The sequence below is a fragment of the Hyphomonas pacifica genome (assembly GCF_000682675.1).
Classification (GTDB): Bacteria; Pseudomonadota; Alphaproteobacteria; order Caulobacterales; family Hyphomonadaceae; genus Hyphomonas; species Hyphomonas pacifica.
The window spans coordinates 33,933-51,718 of sequence record NZ_AWFA01000078.1 but is presented as its reverse complement, the minus strand read 5'-3'; the positions used below and the strand labels follow the sequence as shown (position 1 = coordinate 51,718).

22 protein-coding genes are annotated in these 17,786 nt (G+C 57.2%); 8 read left to right on the top strand and 14 right to left on the bottom strand.

All coding sequences use genetic code 11. The features are described from left to right. Positions 1–113: 113 nt before the first annotated feature. The gene (locus tag HY2_RS15640; protein ID WP_051595112.1) at positions 114–665 is read left to right on the top strand and encodes an NUDIX hydrolase; all 552 of its coding nucleotides are present in this window, start codon (positions 114–116) and stop codon (positions 663–665) included. Here the strand turns inward: HY2_RS15640 and HY2_RS15635 are convergent. Then, the gene (locus HY2_RS15635) at positions 662–1,306 is read right to left on the bottom strand and encodes an inner membrane-spanning protein YciB (protein ID WP_034829283.1); all 645 of its coding nucleotides are present in this window, start codon (positions 1,304–1,306) and stop codon (positions 662–664) included. The genes HY2_RS15640 and HY2_RS15635 overlap by 4 nt on opposite strands. A 115-nt stretch (positions 1,307–1,421) precedes the next feature. Further along, positions 1,422–2,282, bottom strand: a complete 861-nt coding sequence (locus HY2_RS15630) for a DMT family transporter (RefSeq protein WP_034829281.1) — start codon at positions 2,280–2,282, stop codon at positions 1,422–1,424. Positions 2,283–2,386: 104 nt separating this feature from the next. Between HY2_RS15630 and HY2_RS15625 the strand changes: the two genes are divergently transcribed. The 3 genes from HY2_RS15625 (at position 2,387) to HY2_RS15615 (ending at position 4,833) form a co-directional block, all read left to right on the top strand. Further along, positions 2,387–4,126, top strand: a complete 1,740-nt coding sequence (locus tag HY2_RS15625) for an N-acyl-D-amino-acid deacylase family protein (protein ID WP_034829279.1) — start codon at positions 2,387–2,389, stop codon at positions 4,124–4,126. 81 nt (positions 4,127–4,207) lie between these two features. After that, on the top strand, positions 4,208–4,612 hold the full coding sequence (locus tag HY2_RS16935) for a hypothetical protein (RefSeq protein WP_051595111.1): 405 nt from the start codon (positions 4,208–4,210) through the stop codon (positions 4,610–4,612). Positions 4,613–4,617: 5 nt separating this feature from the next. Next, entirely contained in the window at positions 4,618–4,833 is a 216-nt protein-coding gene (locus tag HY2_RS15615) for a helix-turn-helix transcriptional regulator (protein ID WP_034829278.1), read from the top strand. A 51-nt stretch (positions 4,834–4,884) separates the two neighbouring features. Here HY2_RS15615 and ftsY read toward each other — a convergent pair whose 3' ends face one another. From ftsY to HY2_RS15585, 6 genes are all read right to left on the bottom strand, one after another. Next, the gene (ftsY, locus tag HY2_RS15610) at positions 4,885–6,270 is read right to left on the bottom strand and encodes a signal recognition particle-docking protein FtsY (RefSeq protein WP_034829277.1); all 1,386 of its coding nucleotides are present in this window, start codon (positions 6,268–6,270) and stop codon (positions 4,885–4,887) included. After that, positions 6,267–7,544, bottom strand: coding sequence for a tRNA (N(6)-L-threonylcarbamoyladenosine(37)-C(2))-methylthiotransferase MtaB (mtaB, locus tag HY2_RS15605; protein ID WP_034829276.1), 1,278 nt, complete (start codon positions 7,542–7,544; stop codon positions 6,267–6,269). The genes ftsY and mtaB overlap by 4 nt, the downstream gene beginning before the upstream one ends. Positions 7,545–7,621: 77 nt before the next feature. Next, positions 7,622–8,431, bottom strand: coding sequence for a diaminopimelate epimerase (gene dapF, locus HY2_RS15600; RefSeq protein ID WP_034829275.1), 810 nt, complete (start codon positions 8,429–8,431; stop codon positions 7,622–7,624). A gap of 66 nt (positions 8,432–8,497) precedes the next feature. Then, complete coding sequence (locus HY2_RS15595; RefSeq protein ID WP_034829273.1) at positions 8,498–8,914, bottom strand: hypothetical protein; 417 nt, start codon at positions 8,912–8,914, stop codon at positions 8,498–8,500. Between the two features lie 57 nt (positions 8,915–8,971). Beyond that, positions 8,972–9,754 (bottom strand): SDR family oxidoreductase, encoded by a 783-nt coding sequence (locus HY2_RS15590; protein WP_034829271.1) that lies wholly within the window; start codon positions 9,752–9,754, stop codon positions 8,972–8,974. Further along, the gene (locus tag HY2_RS15585; protein ID WP_034829373.1) at positions 9,751–10,080 is read right to left on the bottom strand and encodes a nuclear transport factor 2 family protein; all 330 of its coding nucleotides are present in this window, start codon (positions 10,078–10,080) and stop codon (positions 9,751–9,753) included. Before HY2_RS15585 ends, HY2_RS15590 begins: the two co-directional genes overlap by 4 nt. A 77-nt stretch (positions 10,081–10,157) precedes the next feature. Here HY2_RS15585 and HY2_RS15580 point away from each other — a divergent pair, with 77 nt between their 5' ends. Continuing rightward, a complete protein-coding gene (locus tag HY2_RS15580) occupies positions 10,158–10,565 on the top strand; it encodes a winged helix-turn-helix transcriptional regulator (protein ID WP_051595109.1) in 408 nt (135 codons plus the stop codon). Here the strand turns inward: HY2_RS15580 and HY2_RS15575 are convergent. The 4 genes from HY2_RS15575 to HY2_RS15560 form a co-directional block, all read right to left on the bottom strand. Next, on the bottom strand, positions 10,562–11,614 hold the full coding sequence (locus tag HY2_RS15575) for a MaoC family dehydratase (RefSeq protein ID WP_034829270.1): 1,053 nt from the start codon (positions 11,612–11,614) through the stop codon (positions 10,562–10,564). The genes HY2_RS15580 and HY2_RS15575 overlap by 4 nt on opposite strands. A gap of 37 nt (positions 11,615–11,651) precedes the next feature. Further along, on the bottom strand, positions 11,652–11,909 hold the full coding sequence (locus HY2_RS15570) for a hypothetical protein (RefSeq protein WP_034829269.1): 258 nt from the start codon (positions 11,907–11,909) through the stop codon (positions 11,652–11,654). A 105-nt stretch (positions 11,910–12,014) separates the two neighbouring features. Then, on the bottom strand, positions 12,015–12,362 hold the full coding sequence (locus tag HY2_RS15565; RefSeq protein ID WP_034829268.1) for an ArsC/Spx/MgsR family protein: 348 nt from the start codon (positions 12,360–12,362) through the stop codon (positions 12,015–12,017). Positions 12,363–12,417: 55 nt separating this feature from the next. After that, the gene (locus HY2_RS15560) at positions 12,418–13,302 is read right to left on the bottom strand and encodes an HpcH/HpaI aldolase/citrate lyase family protein (protein ID WP_034829267.1); all 885 of its coding nucleotides are present in this window, start codon (positions 13,300–13,302) and stop codon (positions 12,418–12,420) included. Positions 13,303–13,392: 90 nt separating this feature from the next. Between HY2_RS15560 and HY2_RS15555 the strand changes: the two genes are divergently transcribed. Both HY2_RS15555 and HY2_RS15550 read left to right on the top strand, forming a co-directional pair. Continuing rightward, positions 13,393–14,496, top strand: coding sequence for a serine hydrolase domain-containing protein (locus HY2_RS15555; protein WP_034829266.1), 1,104 nt, complete (start codon positions 13,393–13,395; stop codon positions 14,494–14,496). A gap of 43 nt (positions 14,497–14,539) precedes the next feature. Next, positions 14,540–15,121, top strand: a complete 582-nt coding sequence (locus HY2_RS15550; RefSeq protein WP_233346388.1) for a LysE family translocator — start codon at positions 14,540–14,542, stop codon at positions 15,119–15,121. Between the two features lie 94 nt (positions 15,122–15,215). On the opposite strand, the gene rarD is transcribed toward HY2_RS15550, so the two are convergent. Together rarD and HY2_RS15540 are read right to left on the bottom strand one after the other, a co-directional pair. After that, positions 15,216–16,124, bottom strand: a complete 909-nt coding sequence (gene rarD, locus HY2_RS15545) for an EamA family transporter RarD (RefSeq protein ID WP_034829264.1) — start codon at positions 16,122–16,124, stop codon at positions 15,216–15,218. 119 nt (positions 16,125–16,243) lie between these two features. Beyond that, positions 16,244–17,287, bottom strand: coding sequence for an aspartate-semialdehyde dehydrogenase (locus tag HY2_RS15540; RefSeq protein WP_034829263.1), 1,044 nt, complete (start codon positions 17,285–17,287; stop codon positions 16,244–16,246). Positions 17,288–17,410: 123 nt separating this feature from the next. Here HY2_RS15540 and HY2_RS15535 point away from each other — a divergent pair, with 123 nt between their 5' ends. Continuing rightward, positions 17,411–17,782, top strand: a complete 372-nt coding sequence (locus HY2_RS15535) for a nuclear transport factor 2 family protein (protein WP_034793115.1) — start codon at positions 17,411–17,413, stop codon at positions 17,780–17,782. The last annotated feature ends 4 nt before the right edge of the window (positions 17,783–17,786 follow it).

The window sequence follows — 17,786 nt, the reverse complement described above, 5'->3', positions numbered from 1 at the left end:
CAGTATTCAATAATGCGTTGGGCGCCTAGAAAATCCGGTTTCCAGTCTGTTAATGAGCAGACCCGTGTGCGGATCAACATGGTTCTCCATATACGCGAGAGGATTAAGGTTCGATGACGGATCAATTAGCAAATGGTTTCATTTCTCAAGATTTCAAGCATGAAATACCTGATGGAGACGACCGAATACGCCGTGTTTGCTCACATTGCCAGTTCGTAGACTACATAAATCCCAAAATTGTCGCAGGTTCCGTTGTCACAAAACGGGACAAGATTGTTCTTTGTAAACGCGCGATTGCTCCGCGTAAGGGATTCTGGACCTTACCAGCAGGTTTCATGGAGGAAGGGGAATCTGTAGACCAGGCCGCAATGCGAGAGGCCAGAGAAGAAGCAAACGCGGAGATTCGGCTGGAACAGGTTCTGGCGATATATTCCGTACCGCGCATCTCTCAGGTTCAGGTGATGTTTCGAGCAGAGCTTTTGTCCGACATTTCAGCAGGCCCGGAAAGTGAAGAAGTTGGCCTGTTCGACTGGAAAGGCATTCCCTGGGCGAATCTTGCCTTCCCGACTGTCGTCTGGGCCCTGACGCATTATGCCCAGACGCGGAACCTCAGGGCATTTTCGCCTTTCCTGAATCCGGCCGGCACAGACGGCGTGACACGCTAGATTGTCTCCTGTTCCTCTGTATTGCGAAGATGCTTCAGGGTGTAGGGTGTATTTGCCAGGGCGAAGAGAAACCCCAATACCAGATTGCCCAATTTCCAGTTGGCCCATGTCGCTTCGGAGAAGTTACGCCACAGGACTTCATTCCATATAGCCATCGCTACAAAATAAAGACCCCACCGAATGGCAAGGGTCTTCCAGGCGAAGTCCGGCAGATCAAACAGTGAATTGAAAAGCATCTTCCAGACATTTCGGCCAACAGCCAGACCACCGAAGATAACGCCTGCATAAAGCAAGTTGATGATGGTGGGTTTGATGAAAAGGAACAGCTTTGACTGGAGCAGAATACCGGCTGTGCCAAAGGATCCAATCAGCAGTGATGATATGATCAGGAAGGGGGGAATTCTCTCTCCCCGGACCAATTTCATGATGACAACGCCAATCGTAGCAATGATCAGGATGCCTGTTGCCCAGTAAAGCGCAGTCGACTTGGTAAACAGACCGTCGCCATCAGGAAACCTGAGCATCACATTGTAGATTACAATGAAGGCCAGGGTCGGCCCAAGCTCGGTCCAGATGCCACCTGCCTTGCCTGCGGCATCCCCGAGGTCTGCGGACGATTCTTTGGTCTGTATGTCTGTCATCTACTCTATACGCAGCAATGCCGCTTCCGGTTTTGTTTCTGGGCTTTTGCCCTGCACCTGCTCCCTCGCATGTACGGAGCTAATAAATCACGAACGCTCTGTTTGTGGGCGAACCTCATGCGCCGACCTGCATCATCACAAGCCCAGCCGCGAGTACAGCCGCCGCAATAACGCGCCTACGGCCAAAGCCTTCCTTCAGCAGAATTGCGCCCATTATCGCCGCGAAGACAACGGAGGTTTCCCTCAGTGCAGTCACGATTGCGGCATCTGTCAGGGTATAGGCATAGATGGCCATACCGTAGGACAGTGTTCCCGCCATGCCGCCGATCAATCCCGCTTTCCATTGCAACCGGACAGCTTCGTATATGCGCCCATGCCGCTGCCACAGCGCAACCACCGTTACGCCGATCCAGTCGATCAGGAATAGCCAGACCACAAATGTCATGGGACTGGGCATGGCTCGCGCGGCTTTTGTGTCGGCTACGGCATACATGCCCACACCCAGCGCTGTCAGAGCCGCCCAGACCAGCGCGCGCCGATCCAGACTACGCCGGGAAGGGTCGCTCGCAGTTGGCAGCGCAAAGACAATAATCGCAAGACTTGCCGCCAATAGCCCCAGGATTTGGACCAGCGTCAGTTGTTCATGCAAAAGGAAGGTCGCGAAACAAGCTGTTGCCAGCGGTGCCAGGCCTCGCATCACGGGAAAGACCAGCGAGAGGTCTCCCCGATGCAGCGCACGGACGAGACAGAATTGATACGCCCAGTGCACAACCATGGAGACGGCAATCAGATGCCAAGTCTCTCGGGGCGGCAAAGGCACAAACGGGACGAAGGGCAAAACACTCAGCGCCATAGCCACAGCGACGGTCATGCGGGCGGTCAGGACGTCTCCCCCACGCTTCACCAATACATTGGTCAAGGCGACGGTCACCGCGGAGAAGAGACACAGCGCAACAGGGAGGAGAGCAGACGACATTAGCCGCGCCTATGCACCACTTCCTGCCGCGTGGGAAGGATTTGACTTGGCTTCCCTCGGGGTCATGATCGACCTCAAGAACAGAAAAGAAAGTGGAGGAAAGTATGGCGACGCATGATCTGGTCATACGAGGCGGCACAATTGTGGATGGCACCGGCGGGGAAACCTATGAAGCGGATGTCGCCATCTCAAACGGCCTGATTGCCGAGCTTGGAAAAGTTCAGGCACGCGGCATTGAGGAAGTCGACGCGCGTGGGCTGATTGTAACACCAGGCTTTGTTGACATTCATACACATTATGACGGCCAAGTGACGTGGGACGATGAAATCAGTCCCTCTTCTTTGCACGGCATCACAACGGTGCTTATGGGAAATTGTGGCGTTGGCTTTGCCCCCTGCAAGCCGGAGGACCGCGACCGGCTTATCCGTCTGATGGAGGGCGTAGAGGATATTCCGTTCCCGGTCCTGTCAGAAGGGCTACCTTGGAATTGGACCAATTTCCCGGATTATCTGGACAGCCTGTCATCGCGTCATTTCGATACAGACATCTGCGCGCAATTGCCTCATGCCGCACTGCGCGTTTTCGTCATGGGTGAGCGCGGTGCCAATCGCGAAGAGGCAACCGAGGCAGACATTGCCCGCATGAGAGCGCTCACCACAGATGCCATCAAGGCAGGCGCCCTGGGCTTCTCCACGTCGCGCACGCTGAACCACAGGACCAGCGATGGCCTGCCGACGCCAACGCTAACTGCCAGCGAAGCGGAATTGACCGGCATCGCACAAGGTGTCGCGGACGCGGGCTCTGGCGTTTTACAGTTTGTATCAGACTTCAATGATCCGGAAAAAGAGGCCGCCATGCTGCGCCGCATTGTTGAGGCAAGCGGCCGGCCACTTTCTGTCTCACTCGCGCAGGCCGATGTCGCGCCGCAGGGTTGGCGAAAACTACTTGGCGCCATCGAACGGGCCATGGAGGACGGACTTCCGATGCGGGCTCAGGTTGCTCCACGTCCTGTCGGGGTTCTGCTCGGGTTGGAGCTAACACTCAATCCATTCAGCGCGCACCCCGTATACCGTGAGATATCGCACTTGCCTTTCGAGGCACGCGTCGAAAAACTACGGGATGTAGAGTATCGCGCGCGCTTGTTGGCAGACGCACCAGATACGGACAATCCATTCTTGAAAGTCATGCTGCGCAGTTTCGGCAAGATGTTTCAGCTGGACGAAGCCGTGAATTACGAACCGCCCCAGGACAAAACGCTCCAAGCCATCGCCGCACAGCGTAGCGTCTCACCCCAAGAAGTTGCACTTGACCTGATGCTGGAACGCGACGGTCGCGGCATGCTTTACCTGCCCTTCCTGAATTATGCAGAGGGGAATCTTGAGCCTTCACGCGAAATGATGCTCAGCCGGGCCACGCTGCCGGGCCTTTCAGATGGCGGCGCGCATGTCGGGATGATCTGTGATGGCTCCTTCACCACAACCATGTTGACCCATTGGGTGCGTGACCGCACGCGCGGCCCGCTTGTTCCGCTGGAGCATATCGTCCACAAGCAATCCCGGGCGACGGCGCAATGGATCGGCCTGTATGACCGCGGACTGATCGCTCCCGGCTATCGCGCAGACATCAATGTGATCGACCTCGCCAGGATGAAACTTCATCTGCCAGAGGTACGCTATGATTTGCCTGCTGGTGGCCGCCGCCTGATGCAGCGCGCGGAAGGCTACACAGCAACCATCCTCAAAGGCGCCATCACGCATCGAGACGGAGATCCGACAGGCGCAAAACCTGGCCGCCTGGTGAGGGGTGAGCAACATCTGAACGCGCCGGACATTGTGGCTGAATAAAATTATGTAAAGCACACTTGACTGACAAGCTAGCTTGTCATAATGTCAATGACACTTGATAAACCAACAAGGAGATTTGTCATGTCCCAGCGTGGATTTCGAACTGCCAAACGCCGTTATCATTATCTCTTCTGGCCCCTAATGGGCGTCTATACGGTTCTCGTCTTCGCAACCAGCTTTCTGGTCGATACGAATACGGCGCCAACATGGCTCAAAATCACGAGTGCCCTGGCAGTCACGCTGCCCCTTTTTGGGGTCCTCTACGCCATGCGTCGGCAAACAGAAGAAACCGACGAATACACACGCATGCGCCAGTTGCAGGCGATGCGCGATGGCGGACTGATCACGGCAGCGTGCGCCTTCCTGGTAGGGTTCCTGCAGATTTTTGAAGTCCTAGACGTCATCTCGGTCTTCTGGTTCGGTCCGCTCTTCTTCATCACCTATGGCCTGTCCTTCTGCACGCAGAATTTCGGGAAGGTAGTCTAACTCAGATGAAGAACATCCTTAAGATACTGCGTACCGAGAAGGGCTGGAGTCAGGCCGCGTTGGCAGAAAAACTGGATGTCTCACGCCAGTCGATCAATGCCATTGAGACAGGCAAGTATGACCCATCCCTGCCTCTGGCCTTTGCCGTCGCCCGCCTGTTCGGACGGCCTATTGAAGAAATCTTTGATGATGAAGTCGAACTTGCCCACGCGGCAGAATAGGCCCCGGATCAAAAAAGCCGATCATGAAAATGATCGGCTTTTTTCTGTTTTCTATTCAGCGCCGACAAGCGCCTTGGAAAATGCTTCGGCACTGAAGGGACGAAGATCCTCCGCCTTTTCTCCAATTCCGATGAAGTGAATGGGCAGATCATGTGCTTCCGCAATCGCGACCAGAACACCGCCTTTTGCTGTACCGTCCAACTTGGTCATGACCAGCCCCGTCACACCTGCGGTGTTCTTGAATGCCTCCACCTGGGACAGGGCATTCTGGCCCACGGTTGCATCCAGAACCAGGATCACATCATGCGGTGCATTCGGATCAAGCTTACGCGTTACCCGGACGATTTTTTCAAGCTCCGCCATCAGCTCTGTCTTGTTCTGCAGCCGCCCGGCCGTGTCGATCAGAACAAGGTCTAGATCATCCGCCTTCGCCTTTTCGATGGCCTCATAGACGAGCCCTGCTGCGTCAGACCCGATCGGCTTTGACATGACCGGAATATCTGCGCGTTCACCCCAAACGGTCAGCTGCTCAAGCGCGGCAGCCCGGAAGGTATCACCCGCGACAAGCAGGGCTTTTGCCCCCTGCTCCTTCAGTTTGGAGGCAATCTTGCCAATCGTCGTTGTCTTACCCGACCCGTTGACGCCTACGAACATTACGATGCGTGGACGCGGCCCGTCAGAGAAATCGACAATCTTCTCGCGCGGTCGCAGTACATCGGTGATTTCTTCGGCCAAAGCCAGACGGATTTCATCTTCCGTGATTTCCTTGTCGAACCGCTCCTTGGCGAGACTACTCGTCACACGTGTGGCAACGTTTGCGCCGAGGTCTGATGAAATCAGCAGATCCTCCAATTCTTCCAGCGTGTCATCGTCCAGCTTTCGACGCCCGAAGACAGCCAGGCCCGATGTCAGACGGGAGGATGATCGCGACAGACCGGTGCCGAGCTTCGCCATGAAGCCAGGGTCATTGGCTTCCGCCTCCAGGGCTGCGCGGGCAGCCGCCTCGCGTTCGGCTCTAAGGCGCTCAGCTTCGCGGCGGTCCTCCAGGAGTTTCAATTCGGCAGCGGCCTTGGCCTGGGCGGCTTCGCGCTCTTGCTTGGCCTTGCGGGCGCGCTCGGCCTCTTCTTCCAGCCGCTTGGCTTCGGCTTCATCGGCGCGGGCCTGCGCAGCAACGCGAGCCTCTTCAGCCTTAAGGGCTTCCTCTTCCAGACGCTGCGCCTCTTCAGCCGCTTCCCTGGCTTCGCGCGCCTGACGTTCTTCCCAAGCCCGGTTCGCCTCAGCGACTTTGCGCTCGATCTCTTGCTTTTCGGCGGCGAGCCGGGCCTCTTCGGCTTCCTTGGCCGCAAGTTCCTCAGCCGACAGCTCCGGCAACTCCATCGCGGCGCCAGCCTGTTTCAGCTCTTCCTTTTTCTTCTTCTTTCCGAACCAGAGGATCATGCGGTCAGGGCTCCGATCAGCTGTTTACCGTCCTGCCCGACTATACGGGCACGTACGACACGTCCAGCTTCACCCGGATCGGCCTCGAACTGGACAGGTGTAAAATCTGGCAGGCGCGCAGATGTCCCGCGCTCGATCAGCGCGTCGACAGTCTGGTCTTTATATTTGGAGAGATGCCTGGCGAGTGCCTCAACGCCCACGTTGCGCAGCCGCGCCGCACGCGCCTTCACCTGGGCCTTTGCGACCTGAGGCATCCGGGCGGCTGGAGTGCCGGGGCGCGGTGAATACGGAAAAACATGCAGAAAAGACAGGCCGCATTCCTCGACCAGCCGTACCGAATTCTCGAAATGCGCCTCCGTCTCTGTTGGGAAGCCGGCAATGATGTCCGCGCCAAACGCAATATCCGGACGCACCGCGCGTAGCCTGTCCGTCAGCGTGATGGCATCGGCGCGGGAATGACGTCGCTTCATCCGCTTCAGGATCAGGTCATCCCCATGCTGCAGCGAAAGGTGCATGAAAGGCGCGAGGCGTGGCTCTGCCATCGTCTCCATAAGCGCATCGTCAATCTCGATGGCATCAATGGAGGAAATGCGCAGCTGTTTCAGTTCCGGCACCAGTTTCAGTATACGCTGCACCAAATTGCCGAGCTGTGGCTGCCCCGGCAGGTCAGCCCCCCAACTCGTCAGGTCCACCCCCGTCAGAACGACTTCATAATGGCCTGTCTCGACAAGACGCTTCACTTGGCCGACCACTTCCCCGGCCGGCACGGAACGGGAATTTCCGCGGCCATAGGGAATGATGCAGAATGTACAGCGATGGTCACAGCCATTCTGCACCTGAACATAGGCGCGGGCACGACCTTCCATGCCATCAATAAGATGCGCGGCTGTTTCCTGTACCGACATGATATCATTCACGCGCACCTTTTCATGGCCGCCCAGCAAATCCGCCGGTTTCCAGGTCTCGGCCTGCATTTTCTCATGATTACCGATCACGCGCGTGACTTCCGGCATCTTCGCGAACATGTCCGGATCGATCTGCGCGGCGCAGCCCGTGACAAGGATAGGCGCGCCCGGATTGTCCTTCGCGGCTCGGCGGATCGTCTGCCGGGCAGAGCGGACAGCTTCAGAAGTGACCGCGCATGTATTGATGATCACCGCATCATTCAGGCCAGCTTCAGCCGCATGGCCACGCATCACCTCGGATTCATAGGCGTTCAGGCGGCATCCGAGCGTAATCAGCTGCGGGCTGGAAGGGGATTTGGTGTCAGTCATGGCTTACCAGACAGCGGATGTCGCGCCGAAGCCCCGGCAAATCAAGGGATCTGTGCAGGCCTGGCAGATCTGCGCGCTCAGATTTCCGTCTCGAATTCCATTTCGACCGGGCCGGTCATATAGACGCGATCATCAGATTCCCGCCAATCTATGGTCAGTTCTCCGCCATCTAGGATCATCTTCGCCTTGCGGGCTGTGAGCTTGGCCCTCGCTGCGCAGACAAGCGCGGCACATGCGCCGGTGCCGCACGCCTTGGTCAGACCTGCGCCGCGTTCCCACACCCGCAGGCGGATCGTGTTACGGTCAATCACCTGCGCGAAGCCGACATTCGTGCCTTCCGGAAAAGTCGGGTGCCATTCGACCAGTGGGCCAAGGGCCGGAATGTCATAATCATCCACATCCTTCACGAAGAACACGGCATGGGGGTTACCCATGGAGACGACGGCCGGACGGGACAGGATAGGGTTATCCATTGGGCCGATTTTCACATCGACGCCGCGGACATCCATTTTCTCTGAGAGCGGGATGTCTTCCCAGCCCATAAGAGGCGAGCCCATATCGACGGTGATCAGCCCATTGTCCGCATTGAAAGCTTTCAGCATGTCGGCTTCGGTCTGGATCGTCACCTGTGACTTGCCCGTCTCCTCCAGTAACAATTTGCCGACACAACGCGTGGCGTTGCCGCACGCGGAGACTTCACTGCCATCCGCATTCCAGATGCGCATGAACACGTCACGCGCGACATCCCGCTCCAGCGCGATGATCTGGTCAGCCTTCAAATCTTCGGCAATCTGGCGCACCTGATCGGCGCTCGGCACAAAGGAGGTCGAGCGTGCATCAAAAATGGCAAACGCGTTGCCAGCACCATTCATCTTCCAGACTTTCATGCGTTTGCCTTTAGTGTGTTTCCAGAGAGGGGGAAAGAAGAAGTTCGGGTCGTCTTTGGGGGTGCCTTACTTCGGCAGACCTACCGCCGCGATCCAACCCGCTATCTGGACCAGCAGGGCCAGCACGATTGCCCCGCCAATCAGCGGATGAGAGACAAACAGCGCCAAGGCCACAACACCAAAACAGGCATAATCCACCAGGTCACTCGACATCAGCCATCCACCGCTTTGCCGGGCGCGGCGTACCTCCAGTAGCGTCACCGTACGCCAGACACGTCCCATATCGGGGGGACCGAAGGTTTCTTGCAGCTTCTTTGCGTCACGAATGCCCGTCATCTCTGCCAGATCTGTTGCGGTCGCCCGCCCCAAGGCGATATTCCGCTTGCGGGCAGATGTGCCGATCAGGCTGACAATAGCTGACAGAACCACGGCGATGGCCATGGCAAACAGCGTGAAATCGTCAAAAGGCCCATACCCGCTCATAGCTGCTCATATAGGAGGGCTGGAGGTGTTGTGGAAGCAGGCTGGTTGCACACTTGTCTACACTGTAGGCAAGGTTCCGCCATCTATCACATAGTCTGCCCCTGTAATTGCCCCTGCTCGAGGCGAAGCCAGGAAAGTAATCAGGTCTGCAACCTCTTCCGGTTCGGAAGGGCGCCCCAGCGCAATGCCGCCAAGTGAGTCCATAAGGCTTTGTTGTGCCGCATCGAAATCCACTCCCTTCTCTGCAGCAATCCGGTTCACAAGCGCGATGGCTGCTTCGGTCTTCACCCATCCCGGGGAGACACGCATTACCCGGATGCCTTTCGGCCCAACTTCCTTGGACAGGCTCTTGCTATACGCAGCCAAGGCCGCCTTGGCGCTGGCATAGGCCGTGGTTGCATTTGGCAAGGGCATGCGCGCCTGAATAGACGAGACATGGATCACGACCCCGAACCCGCGCGCGATCATGTCTGGCAAAAGCGCACGATCCAGTCGAACGGCTGGAAAAAGGTTCAGATTCATCTCCCTTTGCCATTCCTGCTCGTCCAACACGGCAAAGCCACCGGCCGGTGCGCTGGAACCGCCTGCAACATGCACGAGAATATCCACACCGCCGAGCAAACGCAGCGCGGCTTCCGCAACGCGTTCACACCCCTCTGACAGGGAAATATCAGCCGCAATGAAGTTGACACCGGCGGGCAGGTCATCCAGTTCATGACGTGCCGTCGTCAGCACACGCACACCGTGGGACGTAAAAGCTTCCACAACGGCCCGGCCCACGCCTTTTGTACCACCCGTCACCAGTGCCCGGCAGTTACCAAGGTCCAGATCAAAGCTCATGGTTTGATCTCAAGTGCGATGATCAGACCCGCTTCCAGGGTGAAGAAATAGCGCAGCGTAACCGGACTTCCCGGAAAATTGCCTTCTACCTGACCTGTCACAATGGCTTCAATCTCACCCACATCCGCACTCAAAGGCGTCACATGGTAATTCGTGGCCGCCTTGGCTTCGCGAGCCCAGTTCTGAATGGCGGCGATGCCAGTGTGAATACGCTCTTCATCAATGACTTCAGCCTTAGGCGCGAAGCATTCCGAGAAGCGTTCCAAATCATCCGTTTTGTCGATTTCAAAGTAGCACTCTATGGCGGTGGGTAGGTTAAGTGGCATGTCTGGCGTCTCCAATTTGCATGAAGCAAGACAGAAAAGGTCTTGCAGTCAGACCGATATCGACATAGCCAGAAGATATGACAAGTACCGACAAAAAAGTAGGGTACTTACCTAAAGGTAAGCGACCTGATTATACCCCCATCAGTGCGGCACATGGCGTGGAGACCGCCCTGCAATTGCTTGAGGGGAGATGGAAAATGACCATCCTGTTTCATCTTTTCGGGGGCAGTCTGATGCGGTTTTCGGAACTGGAGAGGGCCATCCCGGCGATCTCCCAAAAAATGCTGATCCAACAGCTTCGCAAGCTGGAAGCGGACGGCATCGTGCGCCGTATTGTGCACCATCAGGTGCCTCCAAAAGTGGAGTACGGGCTCACGGAATGGGGAGAAGGCCTCTGCCCGGCGCTAGACGCACTTTTATTATGGGCGGAGCAAAGGGAGACACTGGCCGGGCCAGTACCTCCCGAAGATCAACCGAAGGTCTAGCACTTGCGTGGGATGGCGGCCCAATAGTCGAAGTCCAGAAGCACGCCATCGGCATATTTGCCATCCTCACCCTTATAGGCAAAGGCACCCGGGTCCTGATCCTTCACGGCAACGAGACGCAGGCGCAGCGCCCCCACCTTGTCTGAAAGTTCGGCCGTCTCCAGCACTTCACTCCAGGCATAGATCGTGTCTCCGGCGAAGAGCGGGCTGACATGGCTGCCCGCATTGATCGCCAGCATGTGGCCGGCATTCGCCAGTCCATTGAAGGACAGTGAACGGGCAATCGAGATCACGACGCCACCATAGATCAGGCGTTTGCCGAAGCGGCTGTCTTTCTGGCCGTGCGCATCAAAGTGCACCTTGGCCGTATTCTGGTAGAGGCGTGTCGCAATCTGATGCTCCGCCTCTTCCACGGTCATGCCATCGACATGGTTGATCTTCTCACCGACGGCATAGTCCTCGAACATGTATTCGCTGCCGGAGAGAGTCGCATCCCAGCTGTCCATGCCGGCAAAGCCGGTCAGCTCGGCGCCCGGCACGACTTTTGGCAGGTCCGGAATCACAGACTCTGGCGCAGGCGAACTCGCATCACGCTTGTTCACCATCACCCAGCGGACAAAGGACATGACCTCTTCACCGCGCTGATTGAAGCCGCGCGTGCGAACCCAGACAACGCCGGTCTTGCCATTGGAATTCTCTTTGACGCCGATGACTTCCGACACGGTCCGCAGCGTATCGCCCGGCATGATCGGCAGAGATATGCGGCCATCGGCATAGCCAAGATTGGCCACGGCATTCAGGGAGACGTCCGGCACCGACTTACCAAAGACAACGTGAAACGCGTGAAGCGGATCAATCGGAAGGCCAGGATAGCCCGCACCCCTGGCGAACTCAGCTGAGGAATACTGGACAAAGCGCCCGCCTGTCAGCGCGCGATAGAGAGCGATGTCGCCTTCTGTCAGCGTCTGCGGCGTTGCGTGATTGAGTGGCATCCCAAGGGAAAAATCCTCGAAAAAATGCCCCGGATTGGATTTGGATGTGCTGGCCATGTGCCCCTCATTAGGATCGGGGCGAACTTATGCCGGATCAGCTCCAGCCTTGCCCCACAAATGTGTCGGCCATCACCTGCACTTGGGCGGTGGCAGAAATCAAGGCCGATGAGGCAAAAGGCGACAGAACGAGCATGATGATCACGCCAACAATCACACTACCCATGATTTGCTGCTCACGATTGTCCTGCAATTCGTCGAGCATGCGCGGGCCACATAACATGTAAGGCAAGCCGAAGGCGCAGAAACCGGCAAAGGCAATAAGAAGCGCCGCGAGAATCAGTAATAACATCATGGTTACTGATATCCCACACAGATATTGCCCTTTCGCGTGGGAGATCGATGAAATTTCACCGAATCCGGCCTGAATTCACATGTTTCAGGCCGGATTCGACAGAACTCAAACGAGTTTCAGAAGCTCCTCGATCGGACGGCCCAGAACGGCCTTCTTGCCGACAATGCCGATTGGGCGCTGGATGATCTTCGGATTGGCCGCCATGGCCTCGAAGATCGCCTCGTCAGACGACTTGTCATCAATCCCGACTTCGGCGGCATTCTTGTCACGCAGAAAGGCCCGGGGCGAGGATGCTCCCATCTTTTTGGCAACGTCCTTCAGCTCATCCACGCTGAGCGCCTCTGAAGCGTTCATATATTTACGCACTTCCGGCTGAACGCCATTCTCCTCAAGCAAGGCGAGCCCCTTGCGCGACGTGCTGCAACCGGAATGGTGAAGTAGAATATAGGTCATGCCTCTCCTCTCAACTCAGGCATCGTAATGATGCTCAGTTTGGCTATGTATGGCCTCAGTCTTCAAATTCACGGATGGCTTCAGCCATTGCGACAGTCCGGCGCGCTTCATCCAGATGGAGCAGCTCGGTCATCTTGCCATTCACCTTGAGAACGCCTTTGCCAGCATTTTCCGGATCGGCAAACGCTTCAATCACGGCCTGCGCGTGTTCCACATCATGGGGGCTTGGCGCAAAAATGCGGTTGGCCGCGTCCAGCTGGGAGGGATGGATCAACGTCTTGCCGTCAAAGCCCATGTCACGACCCTGCTCACACTCGGCGATCAGCCCGTCTTCATTCTTGATGTCATTGTAAACGCCGTCGATGGCGATGATGTCATAGGCCCGCGCTGCAGCAATGCTGAGGCCCAGAGCGGTCTGGAAGGCCAACCGATCCGGCGTCATGCGTGCGCGGTATTCCTTGGCCAGATCATTGGTCCCCATGACAAAGGTGGTGAGACGTGTGCGGCCCGCGGCCTCGGCAATGTCCTGGATGTTAAGGATCGCCTTAGGCATCTCAATCATGACCCATAGGCCCATCGTATCCGGCGCGCCTGCCCGGCTCATCGCATCGTTCAGGCGGTCAATGTCGCCGCCATCAATGACTTTTGGAGCCAGAATCGCATCTGCTCCGGCCTCAACGGCCATTTTCAGGTCTGCCTGTCCCCATTCCGTCTCCAGGCCATTCATCCGAACCACAATCTCACGGTGCCCGTATCCACCGGCCGTAACAGCCGTACGAATCGATTCGCGGGCGGCTTCCTTTGCTTCCGGAGCGACGGCATCCTCAAGGTCTAGGATCAACGTGTCTGCCTGCAGGCCCTTGGCCTTTTCCAGGGCACGCTCATTGGCGCCCGGCATATAAAGACAGGACCGACGGGGACGATGATGCGACATAGACATTGGCGGCAGGTTCCTTGACTGTTTGACGTGTGCGCGGGAAGGGGTGAACTGTCGAAACGTAAAGATCAAGAGCGCTAAAGGTCATCCTGAATGAGTGATTTTCCAATTTCCGGACATACAGATCCCGCTTTCTCAGCTGTGCGGGAGGTGTTTGAGGCCAATTTCTCCAATGGCGAGGAGCTTGGTGCCGGTTTTGCCGTCTACAAGGATGATGAGCTTGTTGTCTCGCTTGTAGGCGGCTGGGCAGACCGGCAGAAGACGCACCCCTGGAACGACCGGACCCTAGTACCCATCTACTCCACGACCAAGGGCATCGCCGCTCTCGTCCTGGCCACTTTGGTAGAGCGCCTGCCAGCCGGATATGAAACGCCCGTCTCGGAGATCTGGCCTGAATTCGCAGCCAACGGAAAGCAAGCCGTCACGATTGGCGAGGTTGCCAGTCATCAGGCTGGTCTGCCCGGCTTTCCGGAAGAGATTGACCCGGAGCTTTGGCTGGACCCTGCTGCCTGCGCAGCCGCGCTGGCAGAGCTAGCGCCGATGTGGCCTCCGGGAACTGCGCATGGCTATCATCCACTTAGCTGGGGCTATCTCGTCGGAGAAATAGCCCGCCGCATCAGTGGTGAGACACTTGGCACGACCCTGAAAACACTTTTTCCGGATCAGGACTTTTTCATTGGCACACCAGCCAGTGAACATGATCGCTGCGCCGATATCCAGCGCCCCCGGGCCCTTGCGGAACTGGGAGAGATCAATGATGCCCGGCGCGCCGCTTTTGTCAGCAAATGGTCAGCGCCCAATCGCGGCGGGGCCATCTGGCGCGAGATCGAGATTCCGTCAGCCAATGGTCATGGCACAGCCGTTTCCGTGGCAGGCATCTACAATACCTATACGCGCACAGGTGCAGGTCTTATGCAGCCCTCCACATATGACGCCCTGACAGAGGCGCGTACCCATGGCCCGGATCTTGTCCTGCCAATGATTACCAGCTTTGGCGCGGGCATCATGCATAATACGCACGGCCTTTTCGGACCGGAACCGACTACGCTCGGGCATTCCGGCTGGGGCGGGTCCATGGCTGTGGCGGATACCCGCAATGGGCTGACCTGCGCCTATGTGATGAATCGGCAATCCAATGTGCTGGTGGGCGATCCGCGTGCTGTGCGTCTGGTTGAAGCCGTGTACGAGGCACTCTGAGACGATGCTTTCAAATGTCGATTGGCCCGCTTTTCTGATCGCCATGGCAGCGGTTGAGCTGACCCCCGGCCCGAATATGGGCTGGCTGGCAGCCTTGTCGGCGCAACGTGGTCGCCGCGTTGGCCTGACAGCTGTTGTCGGGGTCACGATCGGGCTGTTCGTACAGATCCTGGCGGCGGCAACCGGTTTGTCCGCAGCGCTCTCTGAAATGCCGGTTCTGTATGAGGGTCTCAGATGGGCTGGTGTGGCTTTCATGCTGTATCTCGCTGTCGAAGCCTGGCGTGACACCGGGATTGCCTCCCCGCTTCAGAGAGACAGCTATGCCGGGTTCCGCCGAGGGCTGATTGCCAATCTGCTGAACCCGAAAGCTCTGGTCTTTTATTTGGTCATTGTCGGTCAGTTCGCGAACGAGGCCTATGGCCCCCTCTGGATGCAGATCATCCTGCTTGGCCTGATCCATCTTGCCGTCGCCGTGACAGTCCATGTTGCGATTGTCCTGGCAGGAGACCGGCTGGGCGCAACCCTGGAACGCTACCGCAAGGATGTATGGGTTCGCGGGGCCTTCGCGCTGACACTGGCCAGCATCGCCGTGTGGATTGCCTTCTCGACGGGCCGTCCGTCCTGAAATGTGGTACAAGTCTTGCCCCAGACCTTTCAGGATATTCCCATCCTGACACGACTTCGCCCCGGTCCCTCAAAAGGCCGGGGCTTATTTTTTATCAGGCGATCCGCGCCGCGCGCGCCAGGCGGCGGGCCTTCGCTTCGCCCATCACACTGTCAGACGTGAAGATGATCAACGCGAGCCAGATGAAGCCGAAGGCCACGCCATGCGTCCAACTGAATGCTTCACGGAAGACCAGCGTGGCAATCAGGAACTGAAGCGTCGGGCCGATATACTGCATCATACCAAGCGTTGAGAGCTTCAGCCGTCTTGCGGACAAGGCAAACAGGATCAGCGGCACGGATGTGATCGGACCTGCCGCCATCAGTAGAACAACGTCCCAGCCGCCATTCCCCATCAACTTATTGCCTGGCTGCGACGAAAACCAAGCCAGCCAGGTCAGCGCCAGAGGCGCCAGCAGCGCGATCTCCACCAGGAACCCGGCGCGGCTGTCGACGGCAACCTGCTTGCGAATGAGCGAGTAGATCGCAAAGGTGACACACAGGAACAAAGCGACCCATGGTACATGGCCATACGCCAGTGTCATGACCCCCACACCGATGGTTGCAAGCGAGACGGCCACCCATTGCGCCTTGCGGAGACGTTCGGAGAAAATGAGCATGCCGAACAGCACATTCACAAGCGGATTTATGTAATATCCAAGCGAAGCCTCAACCGTGCGGTTGGCATGCACTGCCCAGATGTAACAGGCCCAGTTTGCGCCAATCAGTAGGCCTGAAATAGCCAGCCAGCGAACATTCCGCCATTGGAATGCTACGCGTACATCGCGCCATTTGGCGGCCACGCCGATCAGGATCAAAGCGGTGGGAACAGACCAGACAACACGCTGCGCAAACAATTCCGTGGCGCTGATATGGTCCATCAACCGGATGTACAGCGGCAGACTGCCCCAGATGAAATAGGCCCCCAGGCCCGCGAAAAATCCAAGGCGTGTCTCAGCATTCATGCCGCAACGCTCTATCCGCCGCCGCTGGCAGGCACTACCCCCTTTTTCTCACTTAATGAAATAGCCCGGCTCCCATGTAAGCCGGGCTATTCCAATTCATGAATGAATAGGCTCTGAGCCTAGTTCGTTGTGACCGGCTGCTTCTCAGGCTTGAGAACCCCGCGGTTAAGCAATTCTTCAGCAATCTGCACCGCATTCAGCGCAGCGCCCTTACGGAGATTGTCAGAGACACACCAGAACATGATGCCGTTCTCTACAGTCGGGTCCTTGCGCACGCGCGAGATATAGGTCGCCCAATCACCGACGCATTCTTTCGGTGTGATGTAGAGGTCTTCCTTCGGATCATCGACCAACATGATGCCGGGGCTCTCACGCAGGATTTCCCTGGCCTTCGCGGCCGTCATCGGCGCGGCCAGCTCAACATTCACCGCTTCGGAGTGGCCCACAAAGACCGGCACGCGCACACAGGTGGCCACCAGCTCGATGGATTCGTCGAGGATCTTCTTCGTCTCGACGCGCATTTTCCACTCTTCCTTGGTGAACCCGTCATCCATGAACACGTCAATTTGCGGGATCACGTTGAAGGCGATTTCCTTCTGGAAGATTTCCGGGGTCGGCTCGTCATTTACGAACACGCCGCGCGTCTGATTCCAAAGCTCGTCCATGGCGTCCTTGCCGGCGCCGGAAACGGACTGATATGTTGAACACACCACACGCGTGATGCCGACCGCGTCATGCAAAGGCTTAAGCGCCACGACCAGTTGCGCCGTGGAGCAGTTGGGGTTCGCAATGATCATCTTCTTCTCATAGCCAAGAACGGCTTCGCCATTGCATTCCGGCACGACGAGCGGCACATCCGGGTCCATCCGCCAGGCGGAAGAGTTATCGATCGTGATGGCACCAGCCTTGGCAATCTTAGGGCACCACTCCTTGGAGGCGGCACCGCCGGCGGACATCAGAACAAGATCGACCTGGGAGAAGTCAAAATCCTCAATAGCATGGCATTTGAGCGTCTTGTCCCCGTATGAGACTTCCTTACCCACGGAACGGCGCGATGCCACGGCGAAAACTTCGTCTGCCGGGAACATGCGCTCGTCCAGAATGTTCAGGAGTTCGCGTCCCACATTTCCTGTGGCGCCAACAACTGCGATCCGAGTAGCCATGATATTCCTGCTCCTAAAATGAAGTGGGGCTTATGACGCATCTTTGCGTGTTACGAAAGCCTGTTGCTAAAGTGTCGCTGCTGAGGCAGACCAAAAACAACACAAACTCTGGAGGTTGCCGTCGTGCTAGATGACGTGATCAACCGTTACATCGCCAGTTACAACGCCCGCGACATCGACGGCATGCTCGATTGCGTCACTGAAGATGTTGTCTTCGAAAATATTTCTAATACCGGCCAATCCATGCGCCTTGATGGCAAGGACATGATGCGCCAAGTGGCTGAATTGTCCGGCAACGCCTTCACTTATCGTCGGCAAAGGCTGGTCAATATTGTCTCGGGCGCAGGCAAAGCGGCCGCAGAAATCGAATTCGAAGGAAAGGCCGCCGTTGACCTGCCGAACGGCATTCGTTCCGGTGAAACCGTGAAAGTACGCGGCGCCAGCTTCTTCGAGTTTCGCGGCAACCTGCTCTGTCGCATCGCAGACTATAGCTAGGCCC